At 45.8% G+C, this 13,172-nt stretch carries 15 protein-coding genes and 1 tRNA gene; 14 read left to right on the top strand and 2 right to left on the bottom strand.

The features are described from left to right. The first annotated feature begins 1 nt into the window (after position 1). The 7 genes from WKT17_RS01435 to yqeC all read left to right on the top strand — a co-directional run bounded on the left by WKT17_RS01435 (position 2) and on the right by yqeC (position 4,800). Entirely contained in the window at positions 2-595 is a 594-nt protein-coding gene (locus tag WKT17_RS01435; protein ID WP_173747276.1) for a sigma-70 family RNA polymerase sigma factor, read from the top strand. Between the two features lie 4 nt (positions 596-599). Beyond that, positions 600-1,544, top strand: a complete 945-nt coding sequence (locus tag WKT17_RS01440) for a D-2-hydroxyacid dehydrogenase (RefSeq protein ID WP_294542834.1) — start codon at positions 600-602, stop codon at positions 1,542-1,544. A gap of 80 nt (positions 1,545-1,624) precedes the next feature. Continuing rightward, positions 1,625-1,697: transfer RNA gene (locus WKT17_RS01445), tRNA-Thr, on the top strand. 67 nt (positions 1,698-1,764) lie between these two features. After that, positions 1,765-2,013, top strand: coding sequence for a DUF3343 domain-containing protein (locus WKT17_RS01450; RefSeq protein ID WP_173747278.1), 249 nt, complete (start codon positions 1,765-1,767; stop codon positions 2,011-2,013). Positions 2,014-2,017: 4 nt separating this feature from the next. Further along, positions 2,018-2,638: a sulfurtransferase-like selenium metabolism protein YedF gene (gene yedF / locus WKT17_RS01455; protein WP_294542836.1), complete on the top strand. Its 621-nt coding sequence runs from the start codon at positions 2,018-2,020 to the stop codon at positions 2,636-2,638. Between the two features lie 13 nt (positions 2,639-2,651). Beyond that, positions 2,652-3,488, top strand: a complete 837-nt coding sequence (gene yqeB / locus WKT17_RS01460) for a selenium-dependent molybdenum cofactor biosynthesis protein YqeB (RefSeq protein WP_291681696.1) — start codon at positions 2,652-2,654, stop codon at positions 3,486-3,488. Then, a complete protein-coding gene (gene yqeC, locus WKT17_RS01465; protein ID WP_173747281.1) occupies positions 3,475-4,800 on the top strand; it encodes a selenium cofactor biosynthesis protein YqeC in 1,326 nt (441 codons plus the stop codon). The genes yqeB and yqeC overlap by 14 nt, the downstream gene beginning before the upstream one ends. Before the next feature lie 62 nt (positions 4,801-4,862). Here the strand turns inward: yqeC and WKT17_RS01470 are convergent, their stop codons facing one another. Further along, a complete protein-coding gene (locus WKT17_RS01470) occupies positions 4,863-5,342 on the bottom strand; it encodes an S-ribosylhomocysteine lyase (RefSeq protein WP_173747282.1) in 480 nt (159 codons plus the stop codon). Positions 5,343-5,496: 154 nt separating this feature from the next. On the opposite strand from WKT17_RS01470, the gene WKT17_RS01475 reads away from it, so the two are divergent. From WKT17_RS01475 to WKT17_RS01505, 7 genes are all read left to right on the top strand, one after another. Then, positions 5,497-6,252: a class I SAM-dependent methyltransferase gene (locus WKT17_RS01475; protein ID WP_173747283.1), complete on the top strand. Its 756-nt coding sequence runs from the start codon at positions 5,497-5,499 to the stop codon at positions 6,250-6,252. A 94-nt stretch (positions 6,253-6,346) separates the two neighbouring features. Next, positions 6,347-7,351 (top strand): tryptophan--tRNA ligase, encoded by a 1,005-nt coding sequence (gene trpS / locus WKT17_RS01480; RefSeq protein ID WP_173747284.1) that lies wholly within the window; start codon positions 6,347-6,349, stop codon positions 7,349-7,351. A gap of 19 nt (positions 7,352-7,370) precedes the next feature. Further along, positions 7,371-7,865, top strand: coding sequence for a heme-degrading domain-containing protein (locus tag WKT17_RS01485; RefSeq protein WP_173747285.1), 495 nt, complete (start codon positions 7,371-7,373; stop codon positions 7,863-7,865). A 102-nt stretch (positions 7,866-7,967) separates the two neighbouring features. Continuing rightward, positions 7,968-8,444, top strand: a complete 477-nt coding sequence (locus WKT17_RS01490; protein ID WP_173747286.1) for a hypothetical protein — start codon at positions 7,968-7,970, stop codon at positions 8,442-8,444. 129 nt (positions 8,445-8,573) lie between these two features. After that, positions 8,574-9,308 carry an ABC transporter ATP-binding protein gene (locus tag WKT17_RS01495; RefSeq protein WP_173747511.1) on the top strand — a complete coding sequence of 245 codons (735 nt, stop codon included), beginning with the start codon at positions 8,574-8,576 and terminating at the stop codon, positions 9,306-9,308. Beyond that, positions 9,283-10,902 (top strand): efflux RND transporter periplasmic adaptor subunit, encoded by a 1,620-nt coding sequence (locus WKT17_RS01500; protein ID WP_294542840.1) that lies wholly within the window; start codon positions 9,283-9,285, stop codon positions 10,900-10,902. Before WKT17_RS01495 ends, WKT17_RS01500 begins: the two co-directional genes overlap by 26 nt. A 17-nt stretch (positions 10,903-10,919) precedes the next feature. Continuing rightward, positions 10,920-12,155, top strand: a complete 1,236-nt coding sequence (locus WKT17_RS01505) for an ABC transporter permease (protein WP_173747288.1) — start codon at positions 10,920-10,922, stop codon at positions 12,153-12,155. 116 nt (positions 12,156-12,271) lie between these two features. On the opposite strand, the gene WKT17_RS01510 is transcribed toward WKT17_RS01505, so the two are convergent. Then, positions 12,272-13,159, bottom strand: coding sequence for an RluA family pseudouridine synthase (locus tag WKT17_RS01510; RefSeq protein WP_173747289.1), 888 nt, complete (start codon positions 13,157-13,159; stop codon positions 12,272-12,274). Between the last annotated feature and the right edge of the window lie 13 nt (positions 13,160-13,172).

Raw genomic sequence — 13,172 nt, forward strand, 5'->3', positions numbered from 1 at the left:
CATGAAAAATTATGAAGCATTATCAGATGAACAGTTGATTGAGCTTTTGCGAAAAGGGGAAAGCGGACCGGAAGAGTATCTGGTGAAAAAATATAAAGGCATGGTGCTGAAAAAGGCCCATGCCATGTTCCTTATCGGCGGAGAGCAGGAGGATTTGATTCAGGAGGGCATGTTGGGGCTTTTTAAAGCGGTGCAGGGGTATCAGCCCGGAAAGAATGCGTCTTTCTCTACGTTTGCCAATCTGTGCGTGGAGCGTCAGATGGGCAAGGCCATTGAGATTTCCGGAAGACAGAAGCACAGGCCTTTAAATACCTATATTTCCTTGAGTCAGGAGGACGGACCTCTGATGAATACAGAGGATACCATACAGCTAAACCCGGAGGAGATTGTCATCGGCAGGGAAAATGCAGATAATCTGTCAAAGAGGATTCAGAAGGTATTAAGTCCTTTTGAAAACCAGGTGTTGGATTTGTATCTGCAGGGGATGGACTATCGGAAAATTGCAGAAAGAATAGGGAAACCGGCAAAATCTGTGGACAATGCCCTGCAGAGAATTCGCAGTAAAATCCATGGGATGAAAGAGCATCAGAGGTGAAAAAATGGAGAAAAAAAGAATCTTAACGGTGATTCCATTTACAGAGAATCAAAAGAAACGCCTGGAAGAGGCAGCAGCCGGGGCAGAACTTTGCTTTCGGGATTTGCAGTCCATAACTGCAGAAGAGGTAAAGAGAGCAGAAATTATACTGGGCAATGTGCCGGCAGAGATGGTAAAAGAGGCAGAGCGTCTGGAGTGGCTGCATTTGAATTCGGCAGGCTTTGACGATTATGTAAAAGAGGGGATATTAAGAGAGAAAACTCTTTTGACCAACAGCAGCGGTGCTTATGGAAAAGCGGTTTCTGAGCATATGTTTGCAATGCTTCTGGCTATGCAGAAAAAACTGCATTTATATCGTGACCTGCAAAGACAGCATATGTGGGGAGATGAGGGAGAAGTGACCTCCATTGCGGATTCTGTGATTCTGGTGTTGGGAACCGGAGATATTGGTCTGCATTTCGCAGAGCTTGCCCATGCCCTGGGGGCTTATGTGATAGGTGTGAAACGAACTTTGGTCCCCTGTCCGGATTGTATGGACGAACTGCATGTTATGAGCGAGCTGGACGAACTGCTGCAGAGGGCTGATTCGGTAGTTTCTTTCCTGCCCAGTACACAGGAGACAAGAGGCTTGTTTGGCAAAAAGCGGTTTGCGCTTATGAAAGAGGGAAGCTTTTTCTTAAACGGCGGAAGAGGAGATCTGATCTGTACAGAGGATTTGTGTGATGTACTGGAATCCGGTCACCTGGCGGGCGCAGCTCTTGATGTCACAAGTCCGGAGCCCCTTCCGAAAGAACACAGGATATGGGATATTCCAACTGCGTTTATAACACCTCATATTTCCGGCTCTTATCATTTGCCGGAAACCCTGAGAAATGTGGTATCTATTGCTGTAGAAAATGTAAGACGGTATATGGCAGGGGAAGAGTTGAAAAATTTAGTGAAAAAATAGAAGAAAAAGGTTGACAGGCGCATAACTTTTTGGTATAGTCTATAACTGTGGTAAGCACACAGCAGAAAAATAAAAGTTATGCTGCCTTGGCTCAGTCGGTAGAGCGTCGCCTTGGTAAGGCGGAGGTCGGCGGTTCAAGTCCGCTAGGCAGCTCTGAAAACTCTTGAGAAATCAAGAGTTTTTTTGTTATACTGATTGCAAGAGAAACAGGAGAACCTATATGAGAGAAAGAGTAAAGCGGCTGGTTCTGTCGTTTTCCACTACCACACAGGCCATGGCGGCAGAGCAATGGTTTCAGCGGAAAAACCTGCCGGGAAGGCTGATTCCCCTGCCGGGCAGTATTTCCGCAGAGTGCGGTCTGGCCTGGTGCACGGAGATAGAACAGAAAAGAACTGTAGAACAGGCGGCAAAAGAAGGCGCGATTCAGATACAGGGAATACATGAAGTTATGTTATATGAAAGGAAATAGAACTATGGAAACAAAAATTGACGCAAGGGGCATGGCCTGCCCGAAACCGGTCATCCTGACAAAAAAGGCTATGGATAACGGCAGAAAAGGAGAGGAAATCTGCGTGCTTGTGGATAATACCATTGCTGTGGAAAATCTTCGCAAGCTGGCAGCGTCCCAGAAAGCAGATTATAAATTCCGAAAAAAGGGAGAAAAGGAATATGAAGTTATCCTTACCGTACAGCAGGAAACGGATGAAGCCAAGGTACAGGAAACCGTGGAACTGGAAAACTGCAGTATAAAAACAGGAAAGAAAACCGTTGTGGTGCTGTCCTCTGACAAAATGGGAGAAGGAGAGGAAAAACTGGGGAAAATTCTTATCAAAGGTTTTGTTTATGCCCTGACCCAGTTGGAACAACTACCCTCGGCTGTACTGTTTTATAACAGCGGCGCCTTTTTATCATGTGAGGATTCTCCGGTTCTGGAGGACTTGAAGCTTTTGGAGGAAGAAGGCGTGGAAATCTGCACCTGCGGTACCTGTCTTGATTTCTATGGGCTGAAAGAAAAACTGGCAGTGGGAAATGTAGTCAATATGTATCAGATTGTGCAGACCCAGGCCCAGGCAGATTTGATTCTCAAACCATAAGAAAGGACAGAATATGAAACCTATTATTGTAAGAGGCGGCGGAGATTTGGCAACCGGAACCATACACCGTCTGTGCCAGAGCGGGTATCCGGTGATTATTTTAGAGGACACGAAGCCTTCCGCTATCCGGCAGAAGGTGTCTTTTTGTCAGGCTGTATATGAGGGAACCATGGAAGTGGAGGGCATTGTGTGCACAAAGGTGGACAGTTTTCAGGAAGCCATGGAAAAAGTAAGGTGGAACCGTCCCATGCTGTTGACAGACCCCAGTGGGGAGTGCCTGAAACAGTATCACCCGGATATTTTAATAGACGGGATTCTGGCAAAGAAAAACCTGGGAACCAGAAGGGATATGGCGGACCTGACTATAGGACTTGGACCGGGCTTTACGGCAGGAGAAGATGTGGACTATGTGATTGAAACCAAGCGGGGACACTATCTGGGAAGAAAAATCGAAAAAGGCAGTGCCATACCAAATACCGGAGTGCCGGGCCTTATAGGCGGATATGGAAAGGAACGGGTGATGCATGCGCCCTGTGCGGGTGTTTTCCGAAGGGAGAAAGAAATCGGAGACTGGGTGGAAGCAGGACAGCGTATCGGATATATTCAGCGGGAAAAGGAAAATATTGGAGTGTACACACAGATTTCCGGCGTGGTACGGGGAATTTTACAGGATGGATTTGAGGTGACAGAACATTTTAAGCTGGCAGATGTAGACCCCAGGAAGGAATCCCAGGCGCACTGCGCCCTGATTTCGGACAAAGCCAGGTGTATTGCCGGAGGTGTGCTGGAACTGGTCTGTGCCTGGGAAAAAGGAATATTGGGAAAGAAGCAGCTTCATGAAACTTTGTGAAATGATAGAAGAAATGGGAGAAAGGTCTCATATGCGCGTGGCCTTTGTGGGCGCCGGGGGAAAAACCAGCTGCATGCTGGAGCTGGCACAACAGTGGAAGAAACAGGGAAAAAAAGTGTTGGTTACGACTTCTGCTCATATGGAGAATCCGAAAAATTTCCCGCTGAAAGACATAACAGAGGATGACGGAGAAGCAATTTGTGCGCTGCTGAAACGGGAAGGTGCAGCAGCGGCAGGTCTGCCGGTGAAAGAAGGAGGAAAAATTGGCCCGCTTTCCCGCACAGTCTATGAACAAACCGCAGCAGAGGCGGACTGTGTGCTTTTAGAGGCAGACGGCTCCAGAAGATTTCCCATGAAAGTGCCGGGAAAACAAGAACCGATCCTTTATGAGGATACAACGCATATTTTCATTCTAACAGGAGCTTCGGCGCTGGGAAAACCTTTGAAAGAAGTGTGCCATCGTATAGAAGAAGCAGAAAAAATTCTGGAAACAGAGGCGGGACAGGAAAGCGGAGAACGGATAGTGACAGAAGAGCTGCTGGGGATTCTGTTGGAACAGGGATATGTCCGCCGTCTGAAACGAGACTTTTCTCAGGGAAAGCTGGCAGTTATTCTGAATCAGGCAGATGTGCTGCAAAATTCCGAAGAAAGCAGAAAAAAACTACAGGAACAGCTTTCTGTGCCGGTATTTCTTCATGACTGGACGAAAGCTGTACACGGGATTGTTCTGGCCGCGGGATTTTCCAGGAGATTCGGAGAAAACAAGCTGCTGTATGAGATAGAGGGAAAGCCTATGTATCGGTTTTTGACGGAACGGCTGCTCCATTTGCAGAAAAAGAAGAAACTGCAGACGCTGACCGTTGTAACGCAGTATGAAGAAATTCGGCAGTATGCAGAAAAACAGGGCATGACAGCAGTGGAAAACCGGGACAGCAGCAGGGGCATTTCCTCCTCTTTGCAGCTGGGACTTGCAGCCGCTATGGAAAAGAGCCGGGAGGAAAAGGAGAATTATTATCTGTTTTTTGTGGCAGACCAGCCTTTTTTAACAGAAAGAACCGTAGAAGAATTTGTGTCCGCATTTTTAAAAACCGGGAAAGGCATTGGCTGTGTGTGTAAGGAGGGGATTGCCGGAAATCCGGTGATTTTTCATCAGAAATATGTGGAAGAACTGCTGGAACTCACAGGAGATATAGGGGGAAAGCGCGTGCTGAAACACCATTTGGAAGATGTGTTTTATTACGAGGTTTCCAATGAAGGGGAATTGAGAGATTTAGACAGAAAAGAAGCTGTAGAAACAGGGCTGCCGCTTTAAGCGCATATCGAGAAAATTCTGGATTGCTGCTTAAAGGCGGCAGCCTTGTTTTGTCAAGAGTATTACTGCGGATAAACCAGGCGCTCTTCGGTGATATTGGTTAAAACTTCCTCTAAGTATTTTTTTGCCAGCCAGTTGGCCATAGGCAGATTCATATCCAGATAATTGCCGCAGTCCTTTGCAGAGGACCCTGGTACTTCGCCGCGAAAATCACGGATAAAGGTGAACATCTCCGTAACCAGAGGAAGAATATCTCTGGAGGAGTCATCTCCGGCAAGAAGCAGGTAAAATCCGGTGCGGCAGCCCATTGGCCCAAAGTATACGGTTTTTGTGCCGAAATCCGGGTGATTGCGCAGGAAGGTGGCACCCAGATGTTCGATGGTGTGGACTTCTGCGGTGTTCATAACCGGTTCGTCGTTGGGAGAAGTCATGCGCAAATCAAAGGTGGTGATAACTTCCGCGCCTACATGGTCTTTCCGGGATACATAGACACCGGGTTTTAATTTTATATGGTCAATGGTAAAGCTTGCAATTTTTTCCATGCTGTGTCCTCTTTTCTTTTGGTATTGTAGCTTTATTATACTGGTTTTTCTCCAGGGACGCAAGGGAAATAACCGGAGGGCAGGGTTGTGAAACCGGGGGAAGACGTGGTATACTTTTTCAGGTAGAGAATTTTGCGGAAACGGAGAAATCAACATGGAATTATTAGATAAAATCGAAGAATACTGGACGGGAAGAGCAGAGGGCTATTCTCAGGTGAATCAGGGCGAGCTGGCTACAGAACAGCGGGAAAAATGGAAGAAAAATCTGATGAGCCATCTGAAAGGGAAAAAACCGGAAGAGACAAAGGTACTGGATATTGGTACAGGTCCGGGATTTTTCGCGATTATTCTGGCAGAAGCGGGATATCAGGTGACAGCAGTGGATTATACAGAAGAAATGTTAAAAGAAGCGAAACAAAATGCAGGGAAACTTGCAGGAAAAATCCACTGGCAGCAAATGGATGCCCAAAATCTTGCATTTGCATCAGAGACTTTTGATGTGGTGGTTTCCAGAAATCTGACCTGGAATCTGGAGAAGCCGGAAAAAGCCTATGGAGAGTGGATCAGAGTTCTGAAAAAAGGCGGCATCCTTTTAAATTATGACGCCAACTGGTACCATCATCTTTTCGACCAGGAGAAGCGCAGAGCCTATGAAGAAGACAGAGCCAGAGTGGAGGAACTGCAGCTGAGTGACCACTACACCTGTACGGATATTGACGCCATGGAGGAGATTGCAAGAGAGGTGCCGTTAAGCCGGATTGCAAGGCCCACATGGGATAAGCAGGTGCTCGGACAATTTTCTCCGAACCAGGTGCTTGTGGAAGAGGAGGTCTGGAAGGAAGTCTGGAGTGAAGAAGAAAAAGCAAATTATCAGTCAACTCCGATGTTTCTGATAATTGTGGAAAAATAATAGAAAACAGAGACAGAACAAGGTTGCTGACAGAAAAGAAACGTGCTAAAATAGACAAATAAAGGGAAATTGTAGTAGTTGGAGGACAGAAGAGATGATCAATGATAAAAAAGTTTTATTCAGCGGTATGCAGGCCACCGGAAACCTGACACTGGGAAATTATCTGGGAGCGCTGAAAAACTGGGTGACTTTAAGCGATGAATATGAGTGCTTTTACAGTGTGGTGGATATGCATTCCATTACGGTGCGCCAGGACCCGGCAACCCTCAGAAAGAGAGCGAGAGCGCTGCTGACTTTATATCTTGCGGCAGGTCTGGACCCTAAGAAGAACTGTATTTATTACCAGTCTCATGTGTCAGGACATGCAGAGCTGGCATGGATTTTAAACTGCTTTACCTATATGGGGGAATTAAACCGCATGACCCAGTTTAAAGACAAATCTGCAAAGCATGCGGATAACATCAATGCGGGACTCTTTACGTATCCGGTGCTGATGGCAGCCGATATTCTTCTATATCAGGCAGATGTGGTGCCGGTAGGCATTGACCAGATGCAGCACCTGGAACTGACTCGTGATATTGCCATCCGCTTCAATAACATTTATGGTGATGTGTTTACCATTCCGGAAGCCTATATCGGCAAGGTAGGCGCTAAGATTATGAGTCTGCAGGACCCTGCGAAGAAAATGTCCAAATCTGACGAAAATCCAAACGGCAGTATCTATCTTATGGATGACCCGGATACTATTATGAGAAAGTGTAAACGGGCGGTGACAGATTCAGAAGCCTGCATTGCCTATAGAGACGAACAGCCGGGATTGAAAAACCTCATTGATATTTACTGTGCATGTCTGGGCAAAACTTCCGAGGAAGCAATCAGAGAATTTGAAGGAAAAGGCTATGGAGATTTGAAGATGGCTGTGGGAGAAGCGGTTGTCAGTGTGTTAAAGCCTTTGCAGGATGAAGTGGCAAGACTGGAAAAAGATAAGGGATATCTGGATTCCATTATTAAGGAAAATGCAGAAAAAGCCCAGTATTTTGCAAATAAAACGCTGAGAAAGGTACAGCGTAAGGTTGGTTTTCCGGACAGAATCCGGTAAGAGACAGGAGGTGTCTGTTATGACAGTTGAAGAAGTAATTACGGTTCTGGCTATGCAGGAGGAAATTTTGCAGTTCAATCATTTTACCAATGAGGATGCATGGGAACTTGGCAATCTGCTGGTTGCGGAGGCAAAGAAGCGGGAACTGGATACCACGGTGGAAATTCGTCTGAACAATGGATACACAGTGTTTAAGTACGCAGGCAACGGCACAACACCAAACAATGAAATCTGGGCGGACAAGATGTTTGCGTCGGTTTCCCGTATGGAAAAAAGCACCATGCTTCTGTACAGCGAACTGAAAAGGAGCGAAGAAACCATGGAAGACATCGGACTGGGAAAAGAAGAATATTCCTGCCTGGGCGGGGGATTTCCGGTGCGTGTGGAAGAAGTGGGCGTTATCGGAGCCATTATGGTGACCAACCAGAGCCATTTTGTCAATCATGACATTATTGTAAAGGCATTGAGCAGATACCTTCATATCGATGAAGTTCCCAGAATTCGGGCTTTATAGAAAAGATTTTAGAAAAAATTTAGAAAATATCCTAAAATGAAATTGACATTTTTAGGAAGGAATTATAAAATGATTACAAATTTACGGAGGAGGGCTTTGGTTATGGAAAAAAAGGCACCGGGAAAAGGTTTTTTAAAGGGTGTAGGGATTTTACTGATTATCGGTGGGGTGTTTGGATTTATCGGCGCAGCGTCTAATGCGTTTGTAGCAAGTGCATTATCAAGCGGCTCACTGGATTCTGCCACAACTGCCATTTATGAACAGGCGGGACTTACAGCAGAAACTTTTCAGGCAGGAATTATCACATCTGTCATTCAGGGCGTTATCTACCTGGTAGCAGGAATTTTAGGTGTGGCAAACTGCAACAAGATTGAAAAAGCAAATATCTGCTTTATCTGCGGAATTGTCTTGATTGCATTTGTGTTAGTCAATGCAGGAATTTCCGCTGCTACAACAGGATTTACTGCATTATCGATAGTTTCTATTCTGGCTTCTTTGATTCTTCCCTTGTTATACTTCTGGGGAGCATTAAAAAACCGTCAGGCTATGCAGGACGCGCAGAACGGAACAAGTTTATAAGGAAAAGATGTAGTGAGGGCAGGACAAAACGGGGAAATTTCCTGTTTTGCCCTGCTTTTGTATACAAAAACGCGATTGGAAACTGCTCTGCAGTTTTTGATTATATATTATGAGAGAAAGGAAGAACTTATGGAACATCTTATTAAAGTAACGGATTTGTGCAAGGTTTACAATCCGGGTGAGAATGAAGTAAGAGCATTAGACCATATTAATCTGGAGGTTGATACAGGCGAGTTTGTAGCCATTATCGGCCAGTCGGGTTCCGGAAAGTCTACATTCATGAATATGCTGGGCTGTCTGGATACGCCTACTTCGGGTACTTATTTTCTGAATGGTACAGATGTGTCCACCATGACGGACAATCAGCTTTCTGCAGTCAGAAATAAGGAAATCGGCTTCATTTTCCAGGGGTTTAATCTGATTTCAAATCTGACCGCAGAGGAAAATGTGGAACTGCCGCTGATTTACAGGGGAATTGATAAGAAGACCAGAAGGCAGCTTTCCAGGGAGGCTCTGGAAATGGTAGGACTTGCCCATCGTATGAACCACAAGCCGTCAGAGATGTCAGGCGGACAGCAGCAGCGTGTGGCTATTGCCAGAGCCATTGCGGCCAAGCCTCCGGTGATTCTGGCCGATGAGCCTACCGGAAATCTGGATTCGGCTTCCAGCAAGGAAATTCTGGGAATTTTAAAAGACTTGCACAAAGGGGGAAGAACGGTGATTCTCATTACCCATGATGATGGCATTGCCGCCAGGGCAAAGCGTGTGGTGCGTATTATGGATGGGAAGATAGAATCCGATATTATAAACCCTGCATTTGACAGTATGGAGGAAGAACATGAAAAAGGGAATAACGAAGAGTAAAAACATGATTATGCTGATTACCATAGGGGTAATTGTACTGGCTATCGGCTTGATTGCACTTGTCGGCAGTATGAACAGTAAAGGGAAGGATGCCGCACCGTCTGTAGAGGTCGTATCCGTGGGGACGGGAAACGTCACACAGGAAGTGGATGCTACAGGAAATGTGGAAAGCGAACAGAAGAAAACTTTCTACTCTCCGGTCAACGGAACCATTCAGACCATGACCGCAGAAGCAGGAGACAGTGTAGACGCTGGAAAAAGCATCATTGGTTTTAATCTGGAAGACCTGGAAGCAGAAAACCAGGAGGCACAGCTGACAGCAAAATCCGGCGAACTGGATATAAAGGATGCGCAGGAACAGGCAAGCACTGCTGCAAATAAAGTGGCAGAAGCCCAGGCGGCCATTCCGGGACTGGAAAGCCAGATTGAAGAGAAGCAAAATCAAATCAACAGCCTGCGCCAGCAGATTGCAGACGCACAGACCAACGCACAGAATGATGCCCAGGCACAGATAGAACAGGCTCAGGCAGAGGCCAAAGCGGCCTATGATGCAGCGGTTGCAGCAGCAGACCAGGAATATCAGAAAGCTTTGGATGAGTACAACAACGTTACAAAAAAAGATTATGACCAGAAGCTCAGCGATTTGAAAACAAAAATTGACTCTGGTACAGCAGCAGAATCCGAACTGGAAGATTACAGATACCTTCTGAATAATCCTCCGGCAGAACCGGTGAAAAAAGAGGTAAATCAGGCAGATTACAGCGTTTCCACGGATGGACTTTCCGGCACAGTTACAGCGGATACCTCTGATTTGCAGGCACAGATGGAAACAGCTTCCTCTGATTTAGCACAGCTTCAGTCTGATTTGGCTTCTAAAAAAGCCATTGCAGAAAATGACACAGCAGGTCTGACAGATGCAGCAAGAGAAAAAATGACTATTACCAGCAACCTGTCAGAATTGAAATCAAAGAATCTTCAGGAACTCTTAGAAGAAGGCAGAAAAGGTATTCAGGCAGAGTTTAAAGGGGTTATTTCTGACGCAAAAGTAACACAGGGCGCAACCGTTACCCAGGGAATGGAACTTTTCACCCTGCAGAGCACACAGGATGTATGCGTGGAAGCCAACGTATCCAAATACGATTTTGACAAGGTAAAAGAAGGTCAGAAGGCAGAAATCACTCTTGGTGATAAAAAGTATAAAGGTACAGTAGACAAAGTCAGCAAGATTGCCATTCCAAATGAAAAGGGAACACCTCTGATTGGGGTCAGTGTACATATTGACAATCCGGACGATGATATTTTTATTGGTGTGGAAGCCAAGGTTACCATTCAGGCATCCGAGGCTAAAAATGTGCCGGTACTTCCTGTAGAGGTGGTAAACATCGGAAAAGAAGGCTCTTTCTGCTATGTAGTGAACAAGGGAAAAATTGAGAAAAAAGACATCGAGACAGGGGTAACTTCAGACTCCATGGTAGAAGTAAAAAGCGGACTGAAAAAAGGAGACCAGGTTATTAAGGATATGGGCAATTACAGCGAAGGCGACAGTGTGACCGCAAAGGAAGCCAAGACAGAGGACAGCAAAGCCTCTAAGTAGCAGGAAAGGAAGAGAATATGGGAAATATAGTAGAATATGTCAAAATGGCGATTCAGAATATTCTTGCCAATAAGGGACGTTCCTTTCTTACCATGCTTGGTATTATTATCGGAATTGCGTCGGTCATCGCTATCGTATCCATCGGTGAGGGTACCAAGAATCAGATGAACAGTGAGATTAACGATGCGGGCGGCGGTCAGATTGCCATTAACTGCAGTACCGATGCCATGAATCAGGATGTTTATATGACACCGGAGGACTTGGATGCTATCCGGGAAATCAAAGGTGTGGAAGGTGTTACAGGAACCGACAGTGTTACCGGAGATACAGTAACCGGGAAAGGGGAATTTCAGATAAACCTTTCTATGGAGACACAGGATGGACAGCTTTTGAATAACTATTCCATGAAGAGAGGTTCCTACTTCACGGAGGCAGATGTGACAGAGGGCAGAAATGTATGTGTCATTTCCGACAGCGATGCCAAAAGACTCTTTGGTTCGGATGATGTAGTGGGCATGGATATTGATGTACAGTGTCTGAATCTGACAAAATCCTTCCGGATTGTGGGCGTTACCACCCACAAAGAAAATGGAACCTTTGTCAGCTATACTTATGAAGGCATGCCGGTTTCCATCTCCATTCCGTATACAGCAGCCAGAGATTTTCTGGGAGATTCCACGGATGATTTTTATTACATTATGGTACAGGCCGATAAAAAAATGGACTCAAAAGTCATTTCCGATAAAATCATCAAGGTTCTGGAACAGAAACACCAGTCTGCAGGGGAGGATTACTTCCAGGTACAGAGTTTCCAGGATGTGATGAAGGTCATGAACCAGATGTTGGGCATGGTAACGGCATTTATTTCCTTTGTGGCAGGAATTTCTCTGCTGGTAGGCGGTATTGGTGTTATGAACATTATGTTGGTATCTGTAACAGAGCGAACCAGAGAAATCGGTATCCGAAAATCTCTGGGGGCGAAGACCTCTTCCATTATGATGCAGTTTCTGGCAGAATCCGCCATTCTGACTGTTATTGGAGGAATTATTGGTATTATTCTGGGAATTGCAGGAGGATTTGGAATCTGTTCGGTTATCAGTTCCAGCCAGGGAATGACTTTGACGCCGGGAATCAGTGTCAGCACAATTTTGATTGCAACGGCCTTTTCCTGTGCAGTGGGAATTTTCTTCGGAATTTATCCGGCAAAGAAAGCAGCTTCTTTAAGTCCTATTGAGGCACTTAGAAGAAATTAAAAGAAAACAGAAAATTGAGAAACAAAAAAAGCCCGGTTCAGGACAGACCGCTGCATTTGGCAGCTGAAGTTCTGACCGGGCTTTTCAAATGTAAATTCCGGTGTCTTTTGCATACATCAGGCAAACAAATCAGCCATATCTTCCGGCAGAGGAGCCCGAAAGGTGAGGGGACTGCCAGTCATGGGATGTGTGAAAGAAAGCGCATAAGAATGGAGGGAGACCCGTTTTATCCGTGAAAAATCAGGATAATAGAGGTAATCGCCTAACAGGGGATGTCCCAGATAGCCCATATGCACCCGTATCTGGTGTGTTCTGCCGGTTTCCAGGGAAAGCTGCACAAGAGAATAGTCGTTTCGGGAATCCAGGACACGGTAATGGGTGACAGCCCGTTCGCCTTTTTCAAAATCCACGCACCGCTCTATGGCAGAGCCTTCTTTTCTGGCAATAGGGGCGTCTATAGTACCGCTTTCGGGAATGGGGACTCCTTTTACAATGGCTTGATAGGTTCTGTGAATCTCTCTTTTTTTCATTTGAGCAGAGAGAATAGAAGCGCTGAGGGCGTTTTTTGCCAGAATCAGCAGTCCCGTGGTATCCCGGTCCAGGCGGTTGATGCAGCGGAAGACAAAAGGTTTTCCCTGCTGTGCGTAATACCAGGCCGCGCCGTTTGCCAGGGTGTTGTCATAGTTATTGACAGAAGGGTGTACCGGCATGTCTGCGGGCTTGTTCAGAAGCAGAATATCTTCATCCTCATAAACAATAGACAGAGGCATGGCAACCGGAACAATGTTCTGAGAAGGGGTGTCTTCCGTTAAGGTGATTTTCAGAAGGTCTCCCGCCTGTAAGGGGGTTCGCACATAAGCCCATTCATTGTTTACCAGAATCCCCTTTTCTGTTTTTTTCAAGTGTACCAGAATCTGGTGAGAGCAGCCTTTTCTTTTTAAATACTCCCCTGCGGTGCAGGGGAGGTCAGAATCAGCCACACAATATTCAAAAATACGGTTCATAAAAATTTCCTTT

Origin of the sequence: Blautia sp. HCN-20427, assembly GCF_037890365.1 — a bacterium.
Classification (GTDB): Bacteria; Bacillota; Clostridia; order Lachnospirales; family Lachnospiraceae; genus Blautia.